Genomic DNA, 19,811 nt, shown 5'->3' on the forward strand with positions numbered 1-19,811 from the left:
CAGATGAAAGGTTTCGCGATGAATTGGAAAATGCAGGGCGCGCCGGAGTGCAAGTTTCAGCAACCCGAAGCGCGGCTGGTGGTGACGGATGGCACGCAGGTGGAAGGCTACGCCAGCCTGTTCGGAAAACGCGATCAGGGCGGTGATGTGGTGCAGAAAGGGGCTTATGCCGCCAGCCTGTCGCGCCTGACCTCGCAAGGCCGCGCGGTAAAAATGCTCTGGCAGCACGATCCGACCCAGCCGATTGGGGTCTGGGACGAGGTGCGCGAGGACGGCGTTGGCCTCTGGGTCAAGGGCCGCATCCTGCCGGAAGTCGATAAGGGCCGCGAGGCGGTGGCCCTACTGGCGGCTGGGGCGATTGACGGGCTGTCGATCGGCTACCGCACCGTCAGAGCGGAACGCGATGGCAAAGGGCAACGCCTTTTGTCCGAGCTGGAGCTTTGGGAGGTATCGCTTGTCACCTTTCCAATGCTTCCCGAGGCGCGGGTTTCGGCCAAGGGCGATACGCCCGAGGCTGATTTCTGGCGTAGCATGGCGCAGCTGTTTGACGATGCGCGCCGATCCTTGGCCGAGCGCATCTAGCTTTCGGCTTTCACGACCAAATAACTTCCACGACCAAACGGGGAAATCAAGATGACCGAGACAAAGGCTCGGGCCGGTGAGGCTTTGCCTGCCGCCCAGAATATTGCCGCATATCCGGGCGCGGAAGTGAAATCCGCGATGGCAGGATTTATGCACGCCTTCAAAGGCTTTCAGGACGACGTGAAACAATCACTTCAACAACAGGACGAAAGATTGACCATGCTGGATCGCAAACAGATGACCTACGCCCGCCCCGCTTTGTCAGCCCATGCCGAGTTGGACGTGCCGCATAAGAAGGCGTTTGGCGCATATTTGCGCTCGGGCGATGATGACGGCTTGCGCGGCCTTGTACTGGAAGGCAAGGCGATGAGCACCGCCGTTGCTGCCGATGGTGGCTACCTGGTGGACCCGCAGACCGCGGACAGCATCCGCTCGATGCTGGTGGCGACGTCCAGCCTGCGGGCGATTGCCAATGTGGTGCAGATTGATGCGACCTCGTTTGATGTGCTGATTGACCGCTCGGAAGTGGGCTCGGGTTGGGCGACGGAAGCGGCGGCGACCACGGAAACCGCGACGCCGACGATTGAGCGGATTTCGATCAAGCTGCATGAGTTGTCTGCGATGCCGAAGGCCTCGCAGCGCTTGCTGGATGACAGCGCCTTTGACGTTGAGGGCTGGCTGGCTGGCAAGATCGCCACGCGGTTCATCCGTGCCGAGGCTTCGGCCTTTATCAACGGCACTGGGGTGGATCAGCCGAAGGGAATTTTGCTGCCGACCAAGGTGGCGAATGCGTCCTGGACCTGGGGCAATCTCGGCTACATTCCGACCGGGGCTGCCGCGGATTTTGCCACGACCAATGCGGTCGATTGCATCATCAGTCTGGTTTACGCCCTGGGGGCTGATTACCGCGCGAATGCGAGTTTCATCATGAACTCGAAAACCGCCGGAGCCGTGCGCAAGATGAAGGATGCCGATGGCCGCTTCATGTGGTCGGACGGGTTGGCGGCGGCGGAACCTGCCCGCCTGATGGGCTATCCGGTGCTGATCTGCGAGGATATGCCCGATATCGCTGCCAACGCTTATGCGATTGCATATGGCGATTTCAAAGCGGCCTACACGATTGCCGAACGCCCTGATCTGCGGATTTTGCGCGATCCGTTCTCGGCCAAGCCGAACGTGCTGTTCTATGCGTCCAAGCGCGTGGGCGGCGATGTCACCGATTTTGCGGCGATCAAACTGCTGAAAATCGCGGTTTCCTGATCCTGTAACGACTGCCCGGCTCTCTTGGGGGCCGGGCAATGGACGCGCGCCGGAGGGCCGCGCCGTCTGGCTGCTCCCCTCCGTTCGAGCGGTGTGGGGTGCGCGTCCATAGCCTTTTGCGGCGGGATTTGGGGCAAGGAAGGGATTTGGCGATGATGTTGACGGAAATCACCAGTGTTTCGGCGGGCGCTTTGCCAGTGCAGGCGCTGAAGGATCATCTGCGGTTGGAATCTGGGTTTGCCGATGACGGGATGCAGGATGGGCTGATCGAGGGCTATCTGCGCGCCGCGATGGCGGTGATCGAAGGGCGGATCGGCAAGGTCTTGTTGGCACGGCGGTTCAAGCTGGTGTTGGAGGATTGGCGCCAGCGCGGTGAGCAGGCGCTGCCCGTGGCTCCGGTGACGGCGCTGGTGTCGGTGATGCTGGTTGATGTGGATGCGGTCAGCACTGTGGTTGGGGCGGATCGCTACCGCTTGGTGCAGGACACCCATCGCCCGAAGCTGATTGCTGCAGGGGTGCTGTTGCCGAACGTGCCGACCGATGGGCGGGTCGAAGTGGTGTTTGACGCAGGCTTTGGCGCAGCCTGGGCGCAGGTTCCGGTCGATCTGGCGCAGGCGGTGTTGCTACTGGCGTCGGAGTTTTACGAGAACCGGCATGATCTGGGGCAGCGTGTGGCGGGGCTGCCGCTTGCGGTGCAGGCGCTGATTGAACGCTGGCGCACGGTGCGGGTGCTGGGCGGGGGTGCGGCATGAACCCGGTGCGGTTAACGCGCAAGCTGGTGCTGGAAGCACCGCAGAATATCGCTGATGGCGCGGGCGGGTTTGCGCAGGCTTGGGCGGTGTTAGGCACAATCTGGGGTGAGGTTTCGCCCGGACCGGGGCGCGAGATGGCGGGGGTCGAGGTGGTTTTGGCGCAGGTGCCCTACAAGATTACGGTGCGGGGGGCTCCGGTTGGCAATCTGCGCCGACCAAAGCCGGAGCAGCGGCTGCGCGATGGTACGCGTGTGTTCACCATTCTTGCCGTCGCCGAGCAAGATCAGGACGCGCAATATCTGACCTGCTTTGCCCGCGAGGAGGTGCCGACATGAGCTATCAGGCAGCGGCGGCGTTGCAGTCGGCAATCTATGCACGGCTATCGGGGTTTGCGGGGATGAGTGGGGTAAGCATCGTCGATGCAATGCCGCCGGGGACGGCCCCGGGGACATTTGTGCTGATCGGGCCCGAGCAGGTCGTTGGTCAATCCGACAAATCTGGTGGCGGGGCGGAGCATCGTTTTGAGATTGCGGTGATCAGCGATGCGAGCGGGTTTTTGATCGCAAAGCAGGTGGCGGGGTGGGTGTCAGAGGCGTTGGTGGGGGTCGCGCTGACGCTTACCACGGGGCGGTTGGTGTCGATCCAGTTTCTGCGGGCGACGGCGCGGCGGTTGGAGGCAGGTGATACGCGCCGGATTGATATGACGTTCCGGGCGCGGATCGAGCTTTGACATATTGGCCCCTCGGGGCAGAAACGGGAGATGGTTATGGCAGTGCAGAATGGCAAAGACCTGCTTATCAAGGTTGATATGGTGGGCGACGGCACCTTTGTGACGGTGGCGGGTTTGCGGGCAACGCGGATCAGTTTCAACGCGGAAACCGTCGATGTGACCTCGTTGGAAAGTGCCGGTGGCTGGCGGGAATTGCTGGCGGGGGCGGGGGCGAAGACCGCCTCGATTTCGGGATCCGGAGTGTTCCGCGATGCCACCACCGATGCGCGCGCGCGGCAGATTTTCTTTGATGCCGAGATGCCACTGTTTCAGGTGGTGATCCCCAGCTTTGGCGTGGTTGAAGGCGCGTTCCAGATCACCGCAATTGAATATGCGGGCAGCCATAATGGCGAGGCGACCTATGAGATGACCCTCGCCTCTGCCGGGGCTTTGGCCTTCACGGCGCTTTGATGGCGAACGCTTTTGCAGGCGAAGTGGCGATTGTGCTCGATGGCGTGGCGCATGTCGCCAAGCTGACTCTGGGGGCTTTGGCCGAGTTGGAAGGCGCATTGCAGGCCGGATCGCTGGTCGAGATGGTCGAGCGGTTTGAGTCTGGCAAAGTCTCCACCCGCGATGTGCTGGCGCTGATTGTGGCGGGGCTGCGGGGCGGCGGTTGGCAGGGCACGGCGGAGCATCTGCGCACGGTCGAGATCGGCGGTGGGCCAGTTGAGGCGGCGAGGGCGGCGGCGGAATTGCTGGCGCGGGCGTTTGCTTTGCCGGGCGAAGGATGAAGATCGACTGGCCGGGGCTGATGCGGGCCGGGATGGGCGAGTTGCGGCTGACTCCGGCCCAGTTCTGGGCGCTGTCGCCGATTGAGCTAAGGATCATGCTGGGGGCGGAGGCTGCATTGCCGCCCCTGACGCGGGCGCGGCTGGAAGAAATGGCCGCCGCTTATCCAGATTTCACAAAGGGGGCGGGTGATGGCGACGGTAGACGAGTTGCAGGACCAGATAGCGGCGCTTGAAGCCACGCTATCGGGCACCACGGGGATGGTCGGCGCGTTTGAGGGCGAACTTTCGCGGATGCGGGAAACCATGGTGTTCACCGGGCGCGAGGTGAACGCGCTGTCCAGTGGCATCGGCGGCGGATTGCGGCGGGCGTTTGATGGGCTGGTGTTTGACGGAGCCAAGCTGTCGGACGCGCTGAAATCGGTGGCAAAATCGCTGGCCGATACGGTTTACGGCATTGCGATGAAGCCGATGCAGAACGCTTTGGGTGGGGCGATTGCTTCGGGGTTAAGCGGTTTACTGGGTGGGATCATGCCGTTTGAAAAGGGTGGCAGTTTCGCCCAAGGCCGCGTGATGCCGTTCGCCAAGGGTGGGGTGGTGTCGCAGGCAACGCCTTTTGCAATGCGCGGCGGGCAGGGCTTGATGGGCGAGGCGGGGCCAGAGGCGATCATGCCGCTGGCGCGTGGGGCGGATGGCCGATTGGGCGTGCAGACTTCAGGTGGGCGGGCGGTGACGGTGGTGATGAACATCACGACGCCGGATGTGCAGGGCTTTCAGCGCAGCCAAAGCCAAATCGCAGCGCAGGCGCAGCGGATGCTGTCGCGCGGCCAACGCAATCGGTGAGGGAAGACATGGCTTTTCACGACATCAGATTTCCGGCGAGCGTCAGCTTTGGCTCGCAAGGAGGGCCAGAGCGGCTGACCGAGATTGTCACGCTGGCGAATGGCTTTGAGGAGCGCAACACGCCGTGGGAGCATTCTCGGCGGCGTTATGACGCGGGGTTTGGTTTGCGCAGTCTGGAGGATGTGGATGCAATTTTGGCGTTCTTTGAGGCGCGTCGGGCGCGGCTGCATGCGTTTCGCTGGAAGGATTGGTCGGATTATAAATCCTGTGGGTCCAATTTGGTGATTGCTGAAACCGATCAGCTGATTGGGGTCGGCGATGGAATGACGCTGACGTTTGCGCTGAAAAAGACCTACCTTTCGGGGATGGCCAGCTATATGCGGCCTATCGCTAAACCCGTGGCGGGCACGGTGATTGTGGCGATTGCCAATGATCCGAAAGTGGAGGGGCTGGAGTTTAGCGTCGATACGGCGACCGGGATCGTCAGCTTTACCACCCCGCCCGACATCGGCGCGCTGATCACGGCGGGCTATGAGTTCGACGTCCCGGTGCGGTTTGATGCCGATGTGATCAAGACCTCGGTGGCCTCGTTTCGGGCCGGTGATGTGCCGAACGTGCCGATTGTCGAGGTGCGGGTATGACCGCGCGGCAAGAGTTGCTGGATCATCTGGGGCAGGGTGTGACGACTGTGTGTCGGGCTTGGCTGGTGACGCGGCGCGACAGTGTGCAGTTTGGTTTCACCGATCATGACCTTAATTTGGGCTTTGAGGGGCATGTGTTCAAAGCCAGTTCGGGGATGACCGCGCGCACATTGCAGCAGACCACGGGTTTGGCGGTCGATAACTCGGAAACGATCGGCGCGCTGTCGGATGCGGCAGTTGAGGAGGTCGATCTGATCGCGGGTCGTTTTGATGGGGCAGAGGTGCGGGCATGGCTGGTGAATTGGGCTGATGCAGCCCAGCGCATCGAGCAGTTTCGCGGCAATCTGGGCGAGATTTCTCGTACAGGTGGGGCGTTCAAGGCCGAATTGCGCGGGTTGACGGATCGTTTGAATCAACCGCAGGGCCGGATTTTTCAACGCAGCTGCTCGGCTGTGTTGGGAGACGCGCGCTGTAAGGTTGATCTGTCCGCACCGGGGAGTTTTGTCGAGACGAGCGTGGCGGGCTTTGATGCGTTAAATCGTTTTCTGTTTGACGGACTCTCTACCTTTGCAGACAGCTGGTTCGAACGTGGGCGTTTTGTCGTCACTTCGGGGGCTGCTGCCGGATTGATCGGGGTGATCAAATTTGATCGCCTGTCCTCCGGCCAGCGCATCGTCGATCTGAGGCACGATCTGGGTGCGCAGATCGTGATTGGCGATCAGGTGCGGCTTGAGGTGGGCTGTGATCGCATGTCCACCACCTGCCGTACGAAATTCGCCAATTTCGCCAATTTTCGCGGCTTTCCGCATATTCCGGGTGAGGATTGGCTGGCGTCTTATCCGGTCAGCAGTCGCGCCAATGATGGCGGGAGTCTGGGGCGATGACGCCTGCGCTGATCGTCGCTACCGCGCGGGGGTGGATTGGCACGCCCTATCTGCATCAGGCCAGCGTCAAGGCGGCGGGCGCGGATTGTCTGGGTTTGATCCGGGGGGTGTGGCGCGAGGTGATCCGCGCCGAGCCTGAAAGCATCCCCGCCTATTCGCAAGACTGGTCAGAACCATCGGGCCGCGAAGATCTGCTGGCTGCGGCCCAGCGCTGGTTGATCCAGAAATCTTGCGCAGATGAAGCGCCGGGGGATGTGTTGTTGTTTCGGATGCGCACGGGGGCCGTCGCCAAGCATCTTGGTATCGCGGCGCATATGGGCCCAACCGCCAGCTTCATCCATGCCTACACTGGCCATGGCGTTGTCGAAACGCCCTTAAGCGATCCGTGGCGACGCAAGATCGCCGCACGATTTGAATTTCCTTTAGGAGCCTGAACATGGCCACGATCCTTCTCTCTGCCGTTGGTGCCTCGCTGGGCGCAGGTTTTGGCGGCACGGTGCTCGGCCTGTCGGGTGCCGTGATCGGGCGCGCCATTGGTGCCACGGTGGGGCGGGTGATCGACCAGAAACTGCTGGGCGCAGGCTCCGAGGCCGTCGATGTCGGTAGGGTGGATCGCTTTCGGGTGATGGGGGCAAGTGAAGGTGCCGCGATCCCGCGCATCTGGGGCAGGGTGCGGGTGTCGGGTCAAGTGATCTGGGCCAGCCGGTTTCAAGAGAATGTCGTGCATTCTGGCGGCGGTAAGGGCACACCGAAGCCCTCCAGCAACAGTTTCAGCTATTCAGTCAGTCTGGCGGTGGCCTTATGCGAAGGCGAGATCACCCGAGTCGGTCGGATGTGGGCAGATGGCAATGAAATTGCGCCAGAAAGCCTGAACCTGCGCATCTACAACGGCGATGAGGCGCAACTGCCCGATCCGAAGATTGAGTCGGTTGAAGGTAGTGGCCTCGCCCCCAGCTATCGCGGCACCGCCTATTTGGTGATCGAAAACCTCGATCTGGGGAAATTCGGCAACCGTGTGCCGCAATTCTCGTTCGAAGTGGTGCGGGCTGCGCAAAGCCCTGCTGCCGATTCCCATCCGGGCTTGTCCAAAATCATCCCCGGTGTTTGCCTGATCCCCGGAACTGGCGAGTATGCGCTCGCAACCACGCCTGTGCATTATTCCTACGGTCCGGGCAGCAACCGCTCGGCCAACGTCAATTCGGCAACGGGCAAGACCGATTTTGCCGCATCGCTGGAGCAGTTGTCCGAGGAACTTCCCAACGCAAACGGCGTGTCCTTGGTGGTGTCGTGGTTTGGCAACGACCTGCGCTGCAGCGCTTGCATTGTCCAGCCGAAGGTCGAACAAAAGCAGTACGATGGCCAACCGATGCCGTGGAAAGTCTCGGGCTTGACCCGTGCTGTGGCGCCTGAGTTGCCAAAGCTGGAAGGTGCCACAGTTTACGGTGGCACACCTGCGGATCAATCGGTGGTCGAGGCGGTCAAAGCCCTGAACGCAGCGGGCAAGGCGATCACATTTTATCCTTTCATCCTGATGGATCAACTGCCAGGCAACACTCTGCCCGATCCGTGGAGCACCGCGACCTCGCAGCCGGTTCTGCCGTGGCGGGGGCGCATCACCCTGAATCACGCGCCGGGGCAATCCGGCACCACTGACCGTACTGCCGCAGCGGCCGCCGAGGTGGCAGCCTTCTTCGGCACCGTCGCCCCCGCAGATTTCACCATCGCAGGCGAGAGCGTCACCTATTCCGGTCCTAGTGAATGGTCATATCGCCGCTTCGTCCTGCACTACGCCAACTTGTGCAAAGCCGCAGGCGGAGTCTCCGCGTTCTGCATCGGCACCGAGTTGCGCAGCCTGACCCAAATTCGCGGCACGGGCGACAGCTTCCCCACCGTCATCGCGCTGCGCCAACTGGCCGCCGAGGTGAAAGCCATCCTCGGCCCCAGCACCAAGATCACCTATGCTGCCGATTGGTCCGAGTACTTCGGCTATCACACCGAGGATAGCCTGTATTTCCACCTTGATCCACTTTGGGCCGACCCTGCCATCGACTTCATCGGCATCGACAATTACATGCCGCTTTCGGATTGGCGCGACGGCGACAGCCACCTCGATGCCCATTGGGGCGACATCCACAACACCGATTACCTGCGCGCCAACATCGCGGGCGGCGAGGGCTTTGATTGGTATTACGCAACCCCCACCGATCAGGCCGCCCAAATTCGCACCCCGATCACCGATGGCGCTTATGGCGAGCCTTGGGTCTACCGCCACAAAGATCTGCGCGGCTGGTGGTCAAGTTCGCACCATGAGCGCATCGCAGGCCTGCGTTCTGCCACGCCAACCGCTTGGATTGCAGGCTCAAAACCCATCCGTTTTACCGAATACGGCTGCGCGGCTGTGGACAAGGCCACCAACCAGCCCAACGTCTTCCTAGACCCGAAATCCTCGGAATCCGCGCTGCCGAAATACTCCAACGGGTTGCGCGATGATCTGCTGCAACTGTCCTATTTCCAAGCCATGCACAGCTACTGGACCGATCCGCAAAATAACCCCGAAGCCTTCCTTTACACCGGGCAGATGGTCGATTTCGCCAATTCTATGGTTTGGGCTTGGGATGCACGGCCGTTCCCGACCTTCCCTGGCAACAACAGCCTGTGGTCGGATGCGCCGAACTATGACAAGGGCCATTGGCTGAACGGGCGTGCCTCCAACGAGCCCCTTGCAGCGGTGATCGGCGATATCTGCGATCTGACCGGGATGCAGGCGGTTGACCTCAGCCAAGCCCGTGGCATCGTGCGCGGTTACGCGATTTCTGACGTGGCCTCGGCCCGTGCCGCCCTGCAACCGCTGATCCTCGCCTTCCCAACCGACGTGATCGAGCGCGAAGGCACTCTGCGCTTTCAATCCCGCACAGCCCTGAACGCTCAAACCCTTGAACGCGAAACCCTCGCCATATCGACCGAGATCGACGGCAGTATTGAGCGTACCCGCAGCGCCGATATTGAAACTCCCGAACACATTCGCCTGACCTTCAACGAGGCCGAAACCGATTTCGCCGTCTCCACCGTCTCGGCCTCTTTCGCCGACCGCACAGGCGATGTCGTCTCGCAATCCGAACTTCCCCTAACCCTGACCGCATCCGAGGCAACTACGATTGCCGAACGTTGGATGGCCGAAACCCGCGTCTCACGCGATTCTGCCCGCTTCGCTTTGCCGAAATCCCAGCTTGCCATCGGCGTCGGCGATACCGTCAGCATCGCGGGCGAGTTGTACCGCATCGACCGCGCTGAGTTGTCCGAGTTGCAAACCATCGAGGCCGTCCGCGTTGACCCGAACGTCTACGAGCCCGCCGAAATCTCTGTGCCTGCACGCGGTTGGGTGCCGTTCCAAGCCGCCGTCCCGGTCTATCCGCTGTTCCTTGACCTGCCGCTGTTGAAAGGCAGCGAGGTCGAATACGCCCCCCACGTCTGTGTCGCTGCCTCGCCTTGGCCCGGCGATGTCGCGGTGTGGAGTGCGGTGACAGACGACAGCTACAGCCTCAACACCACGCTCACTCAACCCGCGATCATCGGCACCACGGAAACCGCCCTGATCGCTGCCGAACCCGGCCTCTGGGATCGTGGTGCGACCCTGCGCGTGCGCGTCGAATCCGGCGCTCTATCTTCCGTCAGCGAGCTTTCGGTGCTCTCCGGTGCCAATGCTGCCGCCATCGGTGACGGCAGCCCGGAAAACTGGGAGCTGTTCCAGTTCGCCAGCGCCATCCTTGTCGCGCCCAAAACCTACGATATCTCTTTGCGCCTGCGCGGCCAAGCGGGCACCGACGGCTTGATGCCCGCAACTTGGCCCATCGGCAGCACCTTCGTTCTGCTCAACGACGCCGTCCAACAAATCAACCTACCACTCTCGGCCCGAGGTTTGCCCCGCTATTACCGCTTCGGCCCCGCCGACAAGGGTTACGACAGCAACGCCACAGTCTTACTGACCGAAAGCTTTGACGGCGCAGGCCTGCGGCCCTATGCGGTGTCACACCTCTCCGCCACCAAACAACCCAGCGGCGATCTCGACATCACTTGGCAACGCCGCACCCGCATCGATGGGGACACTTGGCAATCGCTGGAAGTCCCGTTGGGCGAAGACACCGAGCTTTACAGCGCCAAAATCACCCAAGGCCCCGCCACCTTGCGTGAAACCACCACTTCAACTTCCAACTGGACCTACTCTGTCGCGATGCAAACCGCTGACGCTGCCAGTGGAACCATCACCATTGCCATAGCCCAAGTCTCGCAACGTTACGGCAGCGGCCCGTTCCAGACCATCACGGCAGCGCTCTGACGATGCGCCGCTGCCTTCCCGGCGATCTGTTTGAGGCCGCAGGCCTGCTCGCAGCCTCCACCGACCCCTGCGCTCTGATCACCCGACTGCTTGATCAAGCCGATGCCGCGCACCGCTACGCCAAACGCTTCGGGCGCGCGCATCCCACTTGGGGCAATGGCAGCCTTATGGCCCGGGCGCTTGCCGAGACAGGCCCGCGTCACACCCCCCTCCATTCCGCGCGCTTCCTGTCAGCCCTCGCGCTTGTCGCGGGCCAGCTTGCCAGCCGCAAGCGCAGCGCGCCCCTGAAGCACGGCACTCAGGCGAAATAGCAAAATCCCCCCTTGGCACTGTTGCAAACCAACGCCATATGCTAATCTCTCTGCCAGCAGGAGATATATCATGGCCGAAACCAGCGCTAAAATCAGCCCTCTGGATCCCGTTTGGCGCCGCGTGCGCGATGAGGCGTTTGACATGGTCCGGGCCGAACCGCTGCTCGGTGGCCTGATCCATTCCAGCCTGTTGCACCATCCGAGCCTTGAGCGCGCCCTTGCCTATCGCTTCTCGCTGAAACTGGCTTCGGGGGAAATGTCCGAACAAATCCTGCGCGAAATCGCTGATGAGGCCTATTCCTCCGACCCCGAACTCGGCCAATCCGCCCGCGCCGATGTGACGGCGGTGTTTGACCGTGACCCCGCCTGCCTGCGTTTCATCCAACCGATCTTGTTTTTCAAAGGCTATCAGGCGATCCAAGCCTACCGCATCGGCCATTGGCTCTGGCAGAATGGTCGCAAGGATATGGCCTATTTCGTGCAGATGCGCGTGTCCGAAGTTTTCGGCGTCGACATTCACCCCAATGCCCGCATCGGCAAAGGCATTATGATCGACCACGCCCATTCCATCGTCATTGGTGAAACTGCCGTGGTTGGCGACAATGTCTCGATGCTACATTCCGTCACCCTCGGCGGCACCGGCAAAGAAGACGGCGACCGCCATCCGAAAATCGGCGATGGCGTGATGATCGGGGCAGGGGCCAAGGTGCTGGGCAATATCCACGTTGGCCATTGCTCGCGCATCGCCGCAGGCTCAGTCGTGCTGCATGACGTGCCGCACAACACCACAGTGGCAGGCGTCCCCGCCCGTGTGATCGGCGAAGCAGGCTGCGCGCAGCCCTCGGTCACCATGGATCAGTTGATCAACGGCGAACTTTAATTCCCTAAACTCAAACGAAAAAGGCCCCGAGATCGCTCTCGGGGGCCGTTTCTATTTCAAACCCTACGCCAGCATCGCCAGCGGGTTCTCGAGATTGTCCTTGATCGCATTGACCAACAACGCCCCCAAAGCTCCGTCGATCACCCGGTGATCCACCGACAACGTCACTGACATCACCGTGCCAACCACCACGACGCCATTCTTGACAATCGCCTTGGCCACGCCCGCGCCCACCGCCAAAATAGCCGCATGAGGAGGGTTGATGATCGCATCGAAGTTATCAATGCCGAACATCCCGAGGTTAGAGATCGCAAAGCTGCCGCCCTGATACTCATGTGGCGCCAGCTTGCGATCCCGCGCCCGCTTCGCCAGATCTTTCATTTCTGCCGACAGGGCCGACAAAGACTTCGCCTCGGCGTCGCGCAAAACTGGCGTAAACAGCCCGCCCTCAATCGCCACAGCCACGGCAACATCCGACTTCTTGAACTGCAATACCCGGTCGCCCGCCCAAACCGCATTCGCCGCAGGCACCTGTTGCAAGGCCAAAGCGCAGGCCTTGATCACGAAGTCATTCACCGACAGCTTGACACCACGGCCTTCCAGCTTGGCGTTCAATTCAGCCCGGAACGCCATCAACGCATCGAGCTCAATGTCACGCCGCAGATAGAAATGTGGCACGGTTTGCTTGGCCTCGGTCAGACGCGCCGCAATCGTCTTGCGCATCCCATCGAGCTTCACTTCGGTAAACGGCCGATCCGCATAGGTTTTCAGCACGGTTTCGATCGAAGGCCCAGCAGCCATTGCCGGAGCCGCAGCCACCTTCGCCTCCGCCACAGGTGCCGCCGCAACCGTCACGACCGGAGCCGCAGCACCCGCCTTGGCCGCCTCAACATCCGCCCGCACAATCCGCCCATGCGGCCCCGAGCCTTGCACCGAGGCCAAGTCCAAGCCCTTCTCCGCCGCAATCCGCCGCGCCAAAGGCGAGGCAAACACCCGAGCCCCCGCCGCTTTCGGAGCCGCAGCGACGGCCGTGGCAGCCGCAACTGGCGCAGCAGCCGGAGCCGCAGTAGCAGCCGCCACCGGAGCCGCTGCGGCTACGGCAGCCTTGGCAGCAGGAGCCGCATCCGCAGCCTCGCCATCCTCCAGCAACACCGCAATCGCCGTGTTCACCTTGACGCCCGAAGTCCCCTCAGCCACCAGAATCCGGCCAATCACGCCTTCATCCACCGCCTCGAACTCCATCGTCGCCTTGTCCGTCTCAATCTCAGCCAGAATCTGGCCGGATTTGACGACATCGCCTTCCTTCACCAACCATTTGGCAACGGTGCCTTCCTCCATCGTCGGAGAAAGCGCGGGCATCAGAATTTCAATCGCCATCATCGCCTCCTTAACGGTAGCAAACAGATTTGACGGCAGCGACCACATCGGCGGTCGTCACCAGCGCCAGCTTTTCAAGGTTGGCGGCGTAGGGCATCGGCACGTCTTTACCCGTGCAAGTCACCACCGGCGCATCCAGATAATCAAATGCCCGCTGCATGATCGTGCTGGCCAGATGGTCGCCAATCGAGCCCACCGGGAAGCCTTCTTCCACCGTCACGCAACGGTTGGTTTTCTGTACACTTGCGAGGACCGTATCGTAATCAATCGGGCGCAAAGTGCGCAGATCAATCACCTCAGCCGAAATGCCGTCTTTCGCAAGTAAATCAGCGGCTTCCAGTGCATACTTCATGCCAATGCTGAACGACACGATGGTCACATCCGTGCCTTCACGCCAAATCCGCGCCTTGCCGAACGGAATGGTGAAATCCGGCAGATCTGGTACTTCAAACGATTGCCCATACATAATCTCATTTTCAAGGAAGATCACCGGGTTCGGATCGCGAATAGCCTGCTTCAGCAAGCCCTTAGCATCCGCCGCCGAATAGGGCATCACCACTTTCAGCCCCGGAATCGCCGCATACCATGCGGTGAAATCCTGAGAATGCTGCGCACCAACCCGCGCCGCAGCCCCATTCGCACCCCGGAACACAATCGGGCAACCCAACTGGCCGCCCGACATATAATTCGTCTTCGCCGCCGAATTCAGAATGTGGTCAATGGCTTGCAGCGCGAAGTTAAACGTCATGAACTCGACAATCGGGTTCAAACCGCCCCAAGCTGCGCCCACCGCGATGCCAGTAAAGCCCATCTCGGTGATCGGTGTGTCAACCACACGTTTCGCCCCAAACTCAGCCAGCAAGCCTTGGGAAATCTTGTAAGCGCCCTGATATTCGCCGACTTCCTCGCCCATCAGCATCACGTTCGGATTGGCGCGCATTTCTTCGGCCATCGCCTCACGCAAAGCCTCGCGCACGGTCATGGTTTTCATCGGCGTGCCTTCCGGCCAATCCGCCGAGGCTTTCGAGACCACCACCACTGGGGCAGCCGCAGGCGCCGCAGCAACAGCCGGAGTCGCCACGGGCGCAGGTGCTGCAACCGCCACGACCGGGGCAGGCGCTGCATCCGCCACGACCGGGGCAGGCGCTGCATCCGCCGATTCCCCAGCCTCAACCAGCACCATGATCGCGGTGTTTACCTTCACGCCCGAGGTGCCCTCAGCCACCAGAATCCGGCCCACAATGCCTTCATCTGCCGACTCAAACTCCATCGTCGCCTTATCGGTCTCAATCTCGGCGATGATCTGGCCGGATTTGACCGCATCACCTTCCTTGACCATCCACTTCGCCAAAGTGCCTTCTTCCATCGTCGGAGAAAGCGCCGGCATCAATACTTCAACTGCCATGTTGTTCCCCCTCAGGCGTAAATGTCGGTCCAAAGCTCAGCTAATGCGGGCTCCGGGCTGGCCTTGGCGAACTCAGCGCTCGCGTTCACAACGTCCTTGATCGACTTATCAATCGCCTTCAGCTCCTCATCCGAGGACAGCCCGGCGTTGACCAGCAGATCGCGCACATGCTCAATGGCATCCTTCTCGGATTTCATCTTCTCAACCTCTTCCCGCGTGCGATATTTCGCCGGGTCCGACATCGAATGGCCGCGGTAGCGGTAGGTCATCATCTCAAGGATATACGGGCCCTTGCCAGCCCGGCAATGCGCCACAGCCTTGGCACCTGCAGCTTGCACCGCCAGCACATCCATGCCGTCCACCTGCTCGCCCGGAATACCATAAGCCAAACCGCGCCCGAACAGGGTCTCGGATTTGGTCGAACGCGCCTGCGAAGTGCCCATCGCGTAGTGGTTGTTTTCAATGACGAAAATCACCGGAAGCGCCCACAACTCGGCCATGTTATAAGTCTCATAGACCTGACCTTGGTTCGCCGCACCATCACCGAAATAGGTGAAGGTCACATTGTCATTGCCCTTATACTTATCCGCAAACGCCAGCCCTGCGCCCAGCGGCACCTGAGCGCCGACAATGCCATGCCCGCCGTAGAAATGCTTCTCGCGGCTGAACATATGCATCGAGCCGCCCTTGCCGCGCGAATAGCCACCCTCGCGCCCGGTCAACTCGGCCATCACGCCATTGGCTTCCATACCGCAAGCCAGCATATGGCCGTGGTCGCGATAAGAGGTGATCCGCTTGTCGCCTTCCTTGGTGCAGGCCTCAAGCCCGACAACCACCGCTTCTTGCCCGATATAGAGGTGACAGAAGCCACCAATCAGACCCATGCCATAAAGCTGACCGGCCTTTTCCTCGAATCGGCGGATCAGCAGCATCTCGCGGTAGAACTTCAGCAGTTCTTCCTTCGAGACGTTTGATTTCTCTGGGGCTTTTTTTGCAGCCAACTCGGCATCCTCCCGTCACGCTGTTAAGATAGTTTAATGTTAAACCATCTATACCGCATCGGGGAAATAACGCAAAACAGAAAATGCAGCAGGGATCGCGGGGCAGGGCCGTCCTACAAAATTGCGCTCCGTCTAAAAAGCGGGCCGCGTTTACGGTCATCCTCTGTGCTCAAACATCTCCGCCGGAGGCTGCAACGCCTCCAACATGCCCAGCCTATCAGGGAAAAGCAAAGGTATCCCGAAATGTAGGGTGTGCTTCAGCGCACCCGCCGCCCTAGCGGATCACAACCTCATCGGCGCGCAGATAGCCCAGCACATCGCGCAACTGCTCGTCCAGCAAATCAATGTCGAGATAATCATCCGACAGCCGCTTGGTCAGATTCTGCATCCGCGCCAGTTCCGCCTTCAGCAGATCGCGCTCCACCCGCAGATCCGCCGCTTCAGCGTTGATCTGCACCCGGCGGAACACACCATAATCGCCCTGAATCGCCGCAAAGGCGAAATAGCTGCCCAGCGTGAAGGTGGCCATAAAAAACAACATGCCGCCAAACGCGGGCCGGGATTGGGTCTGGATCATCTGTCTCGCCTCAAATCCACCCCTCATCTGCGGGGGTGGTTGCGGCGATGATGCCACAAAGCCAAACCCTTGGGAAACAAGAAAATGCGGCTTGGCAGAAAAAGCCAAAGGGCGCGCCGGAACCTATCCGACGCGCCCTTCAAACCCGATCAGACGAGGACTCAGGCTTTGCCCTTATAAATATCAACCAGCTTGCTCAGCATCGCCAAGGCATCCTCGCGCTTCCGCTGGAAGCTGTTGCGCCCAATGATCGACCCATTGCCACCACCATCGCGAATGGCGCGTGCATCGTCATAAACCGCATCCGCGCCTTTGGCCGCCCCACCCGAGAACACCACAATCCGACGACCCGCAAAGCTTGCATCCATGCAATGCTTCACCCGTGCCGCTTGGGTCGCGATATCAATCTGCTCTTTCTCATAGACCTTCTTCGCCTCTGGCAGCATCAGATGGTCGGTAGAAAGCTTGATCTTGATGATATGCGCGCCGAGCAAAGCCGCGATCTGCGCCGCATAGGCCGCCACGTCAATCGCGGTTTCGCCATCCTTGGTGATCGCCTCGCCACGCGGGTAAGACCAGATCACCGTCGCCACGCCCTTGGCCGCAGCCTCGCGCCGCATGGCGACGATTTCTTCATACATCTCCAACTGCATGTCCGAGCCGGGATAGATCGTGAAGCCAATCGCCGCACAACCCAGCCGCAAAGCGTCATCCACGCTCGCCGTCACCGCCTGATTCTTCCCCGCAGTGTCAGACATCAGCGAGTTGGCAGAGTTCACTTTCAGAATCGTCGGGATTTGTCCGGCAAAGGTATCCGCGCCAGCCTCCAGCATCCCCAACGGCGAGGCAAAGGCGTTCAGCCCGGCGTCAATCGCCAGTTGGTAATGGTAATGCGGGTCATAGCCCGCCGGGTTGACCGCGAAATTCCGCGCTGGCCCATGCTCAAAGCCCTGATCCACCGGCAGAATGATCATCTTGCCAGTGCCGCCGAGTTTACCCTCCATCAGCATCCGGCACAGATTGGCCTTCACGCCGGGGGTTTCGCCTTCATAATTGGCAAGGATTTTCTGAACTGCTTTGGTCGCGCGCATCTTATGCTCCATCCGGGAAAGGTCAGTTTGGTGGTAGAAAGCTTCTGGGCGTCGCGCAATATTGGTTGCGCTAACAATGCTTTACCAGCGCTTTTTCAGGAAGATCCCTGCCACAAAAGCGACCATCCGGCGCGGCGCAATGCGGGGGGCGAACGCAAACACCTTGTTCATACCGCCTACCACCTTCACCCGCCGACCTTTATTCATGGCAGCCCAGCCCGCCTGCGCGACACTTTCAGCCGAAGGCAGCGGCATGCGTGAGATCACCAGCTTCTTCTCGATCTCAGCCGAGGCAAAGAACTGTGTCGCCGTTGGCCCCGGACAAACTGCCGTCACCGTTACGCCAGAACAGCGCAATTCCTCGGACGTGGCTTCGGACAGGCTCAGTAGATAAGCTTTGGTGGCATGATACACCGCCATATGCGGTCCCGGCATGAACCCTGCGGTCGAGGCAACATTGATAATGCGTCCAGACCCTTGCGCTTTCATATGCGCCGCCGCCCGCTTCAACAGGATCGTCGCTGCAATGATATTCACCGCAATGCTGTCGGCTTCCCGAGCCCACCCCTCGGCATCCGTCAAATCCCCATTGTGCCCGAGGCCCGCATTATTGACCAACACACCAATCTGCCGTCCGTCACATGCATCATCCCAGAGGCGTTCGACAGCCACCGGATCGGTCAAATCGGCAGGGATAACCTCGACCGCCACATTATAAGCCCGCCGCAGACTGGTCGCATGGGCCTGAAGCTTATCCACCGAGCGCGCCGTCAAGATGACATCAAAGCCGTCCTTGGCGGCCAAATTGGCAAACTCCCGCCCCAGCCCCTCGGAAGCCCCGGTCACCAAAGCCCAGATCGCCATGCCACACTCCCCACTCTACGCCACGATCATGCAAAGCCACAGCTCCCGACGCCAGCAAAATACACACTGCACCGGGGCTTTCGCGTCCAAGACGGATAAGGCCGCCCAGCGATAACCACCCCCCACGGGTGCAGCCTCTGCAGTGTGAAAACGGCAGACAGTCCAAACGCCTAGCCCTCAGCCTGCGCCGAATATGCAAACGCGCCGGGGGCGAAACCGCCATCCCAGCGCGTCATAAGGTTAACAGATCCTTACCGCGATCTTGTAAGCCCTTGATTTGTCATAAACCAAGGCTCTGTCCACGCGTGGACACCTCACCCCAAGGCAGCAACGCCCGGCAAAGTCTTCCCCTCCATCCATTCCAAAAATGCCCCGCCAGCGGTGGAAATAAAGGTGAAATCCTGCGCAGCCCCAGCCTGATTCAAAGCCGCCACCGTATCGCCCCCACCCGCGACCGAAACCAGCTTGCCCGCCTTCGTCAACCTTGCCGCAGCCCGCGCCGCCGCATTGGTGGCCGCATTGAACGGCTCAATCTCAAACGCGCCCAGCGGCCCGTTCCAGATCAGCGTCTTGCAGCCCTCAAAAACCTTGGTCAGCGCCGCCACAGTCTTCGGCCCCGCATCCAAAATCATCGCATCACTGGGGCAATCCTTGACGCCGACCGTCTCATTCGCAGCCCCCGCCTTAAACTCCCAAGCCACCACCACATCCACCGGCAGATGGATCACACAGCCCGAAGCCTTGGCCTTCTCAACGATCTCCAGGGCAGTAGCCGCCATATCCCGCTCGGCCAAGCTCTTGCCAACCTCGATGCCTTGGGCCACGAGGAACGTATTCGCCATCCCGCCGCCGATCACCAGATGATCAACCTTGCCGACCAGATTGCCCAGCAGTTCCAGCTTGGTGGAAACCTTCGCGCCACCCACCACAGCCACCACTGGCCGCACCGGATCGCCCAACGCGGCCTCCAGCGCTTTCAACTCGGCTTCCATCAACCGTCCCGCCGCCGAGGGCAGCAGTGCCGCGATTCCAGCGGTTGAGGCATGCGCCCGGTGCGCCGCCGAAAAAGCGTCATTCACGAACACATCGCCCAATGCCGCCATCTCTGCCGCCAATTTAGGGTCATTCTTTTCCTCGCCAGCATGAAACCGGGTGTTTTCCAGCAACACCACATCGCCCTGCGCGGCCTCAGAAATCGCAGCTTTGGCGACATCGCCGACACAATCCGCACCGAACACAACCTTGCGCCCCAAAGCAGCCTCCAACGCGGGCTTCACACGGATAAGGCTCATCTCCGGTACAATCTTGCCCTTGGGCCGATCAAAATGCGCCAGCAGCACCACCTTGGCTCCGCGCGCGATCAGATCCTCAACCGTGGGCACGATTTTCTCGATCCGCGTCGCATCGGTTACCACGCCATTTTCCATCGGCACGTTGATATCCACACGGGTCAGCACGGTCTTGCCGGCAAGGCCCATATCGTCGATCGTCTTCCAGGCCATTGATGCCTCCA

The 19,811-nt window shown here is 60.8% G+C and carries 22 protein-coding genes; 15 read left to right on the forward strand and 7 right to left on the reverse strand.

Annotated features, from left to right (window positions below):
* Window positions 1-3: 3 nt before the first annotated feature.
* The 15 genes from ACS5RD_RS15015 to cysE all read left to right on the forward strand — a co-directional run bounded on the left by ACS5RD_RS15015 (window position 4) and on the right by cysE (window position 11,983).
* A complete protein-coding gene (locus ACS5RD_RS15015) occupies window positions 4-582 on the forward strand; it encodes an HK97 family phage prohead protease (RefSeq protein WP_489928086.1) in 579 nt (192 codons plus the stop codon).
* A gap of 51 nt (window positions 583-633) precedes the next feature.
* On the forward strand, window positions 634-1,842 hold the full coding sequence (locus ACS5RD_RS15020) for a phage major capsid protein (RefSeq protein ID WP_489928087.1): 1,209 nt from the start codon (window positions 634-636) through the stop codon (window positions 1,840-1,842).
* 152 nt (window positions 1,843-1,994) lie between these two features.
* Window positions 1,995-2,594 carry a head-tail connector protein gene (locus ACS5RD_RS15025; protein ID WP_489928088.1) on the forward strand — a complete coding sequence of 200 codons (600 nt, stop codon included), beginning with the start codon at window positions 1,995-1,997 and terminating at the stop codon, window positions 2,592-2,594.
* On the forward strand, window positions 2,591-2,929 hold the full coding sequence (locus ACS5RD_RS15030) for a head-tail adaptor protein (protein WP_489928089.1): 339 nt from the start codon (window positions 2,591-2,593) through the stop codon (window positions 2,927-2,929). Before ACS5RD_RS15025 ends, ACS5RD_RS15030 begins: the two co-directional genes overlap by 4 nt.
* On the forward strand, window positions 2,926-3,324 hold the full coding sequence (locus ACS5RD_RS15035; RefSeq protein ID WP_489928090.1) for a DUF3168 domain-containing protein: 399 nt from the start codon (window positions 2,926-2,928) through the stop codon (window positions 3,322-3,324). The genes ACS5RD_RS15030 and ACS5RD_RS15035 overlap by 4 nt, the downstream gene beginning before the upstream one ends.
* A 36-nt stretch (window positions 3,325-3,360) precedes the next feature.
* Window positions 3,361-3,774: a phage major tail protein, TP901-1 family gene (locus ACS5RD_RS15040; protein WP_489928091.1), complete on the forward strand. Its 414-nt coding sequence runs from the start codon at window positions 3,361-3,363 to the stop codon at window positions 3,772-3,774.
* Window positions 3,774-4,094: a gene transfer agent family protein gene (locus ACS5RD_RS15045; protein WP_054008622.1), complete on the forward strand. Its 321-nt coding sequence runs from the start codon at window positions 3,774-3,776 to the stop codon at window positions 4,092-4,094. Before ACS5RD_RS15040 ends, ACS5RD_RS15045 begins: the two co-directional genes overlap by 1 nt.
* On the forward strand, window positions 4,091-4,327 hold the full coding sequence (locus ACS5RD_RS15050; RefSeq protein WP_054008623.1) for a rcc01693 family protein: 237 nt from the start codon (window positions 4,091-4,093) through the stop codon (window positions 4,325-4,327). Before ACS5RD_RS15045 ends, ACS5RD_RS15050 begins: the two co-directional genes overlap by 4 nt.
* Complete coding sequence (locus ACS5RD_RS15055; RefSeq protein ID WP_489928092.1) at window positions 4,284-4,934, forward strand: phage tail tape measure protein; 651 nt, start codon at window positions 4,284-4,286, stop codon at window positions 4,932-4,934. The genes ACS5RD_RS15050 and ACS5RD_RS15055 overlap by 44 nt, the downstream gene beginning before the upstream one ends.
* Before the next feature lie 8 nt (window positions 4,935-4,942).
* Complete coding sequence (locus ACS5RD_RS15060; protein WP_489928093.1) at window positions 4,943-5,575, forward strand: phage distal tail protein, Rcc01695 family; 633 nt, start codon at window positions 4,943-4,945, stop codon at window positions 5,573-5,575.
* Window positions 5,572-6,459 carry a DUF2163 domain-containing protein gene (locus tag ACS5RD_RS15065; RefSeq protein ID WP_489928094.1) on the forward strand — a complete coding sequence of 296 codons (888 nt, stop codon included), beginning with the start codon at window positions 5,572-5,574 and terminating at the stop codon, window positions 6,457-6,459. The genes ACS5RD_RS15060 and ACS5RD_RS15065 overlap by 4 nt, the downstream gene beginning before the upstream one ends.
* Entirely contained in the window at window positions 6,456-6,893 is a 438-nt protein-coding gene (locus ACS5RD_RS15070; protein WP_489928095.1) for an NlpC/P60 family protein, read from the forward strand. Before ACS5RD_RS15065 ends, ACS5RD_RS15070 begins: the two co-directional genes overlap by 4 nt.
* Window positions 6,894-6,895: 2 nt before the next feature.
* Window positions 6,896-10,792 carry a baseplate multidomain protein megatron gene (locus ACS5RD_RS15075; protein ID WP_489928096.1) on the forward strand — a complete coding sequence of 1,299 codons (3,897 nt, stop codon included), beginning with the start codon at window positions 6,896-6,898 and terminating at the stop codon, window positions 10,790-10,792.
* Between the two features lie 2 nt (window positions 10,793-10,794).
* Window positions 10,795-11,103 carry a DUF7742 family protein gene (locus ACS5RD_RS15080; RefSeq protein WP_054008629.1) on the forward strand — a complete coding sequence of 103 codons (309 nt, stop codon included), beginning with the start codon at window positions 10,795-10,797 and terminating at the stop codon, window positions 11,101-11,103.
* Between the two features lie 70 nt (window positions 11,104-11,173).
* Complete coding sequence (cysE, locus tag ACS5RD_RS15085; protein ID WP_054008630.1) at window positions 11,174-11,983, forward strand: serine O-acetyltransferase; 810 nt, start codon at window positions 11,174-11,176, stop codon at window positions 11,981-11,983.
* Window positions 11,984-12,046: 63 nt separating this feature from the next.
* Here the strand turns inward: cysE and ACS5RD_RS15090 are convergent, their stop codons facing one another.
* The 7 genes from ACS5RD_RS15090 to ACS5RD_RS15120 form a co-directional block, all read right to left on the reverse strand.
* On the reverse strand, window positions 12,047-13,360 hold the full coding sequence (locus ACS5RD_RS15090) for a pyruvate dehydrogenase complex dihydrolipoamide acetyltransferase (protein WP_489928097.1): 1,314 nt from the start codon (window positions 13,358-13,360) through the stop codon (window positions 12,047-12,049).
* 10 nt (window positions 13,361-13,370) lie between these two features.
* The gene (locus ACS5RD_RS15095) at window positions 13,371-14,765 is read right to left on the reverse strand and encodes a pyruvate dehydrogenase complex E1 component subunit beta (protein ID WP_489928098.1); all 1,395 of its coding nucleotides are present in this window, start codon (window positions 14,763-14,765) and stop codon (window positions 13,371-13,373) included.
* Between the two features lie 11 nt (window positions 14,766-14,776).
* A complete protein-coding gene (pdhA, locus tag ACS5RD_RS15100) occupies window positions 14,777-15,766 on the reverse strand; it encodes a pyruvate dehydrogenase (acetyl-transferring) E1 component subunit alpha (RefSeq protein ID WP_054008632.1) in 990 nt (329 codons plus the stop codon).
* A gap of 274 nt (window positions 15,767-16,040) precedes the next feature.
* The gene (locus tag ACS5RD_RS15105) at window positions 16,041-16,343 is read right to left on the reverse strand and encodes an FtsB family cell division protein (protein ID WP_489928099.1); all 303 of its coding nucleotides are present in this window, start codon (window positions 16,341-16,343) and stop codon (window positions 16,041-16,043) included.
* A gap of 161 nt (window positions 16,344-16,504) precedes the next feature.
* On the reverse strand, window positions 16,505-17,434 hold the full coding sequence (locus ACS5RD_RS15110) for a class I fructose-bisphosphate aldolase (protein ID WP_489928100.1): 930 nt from the start codon (window positions 17,432-17,434) through the stop codon (window positions 16,505-16,507).
* Between the two features lie 81 nt (window positions 17,435-17,515).
* Window positions 17,516-18,298 (reverse strand): SDR family NAD(P)-dependent oxidoreductase, encoded by a 783-nt coding sequence (locus ACS5RD_RS15115; protein ID WP_489928101.1) that lies wholly within the window; start codon window positions 18,296-18,298, stop codon window positions 17,516-17,518.
* A 314-nt stretch (window positions 18,299-18,612) separates the two neighbouring features.
* Window positions 18,613-19,800 (reverse strand): phosphoglycerate kinase, encoded by a 1,188-nt coding sequence (locus ACS5RD_RS15120; RefSeq protein ID WP_489928102.1) that lies wholly within the window; start codon window positions 19,798-19,800, stop codon window positions 18,613-18,615.
* Window positions 19,801-19,811: the final 11 nt, after the last annotated feature.

Source organism: Cypionkella sp. PAMC25878, from assembly GCF_058135695.1.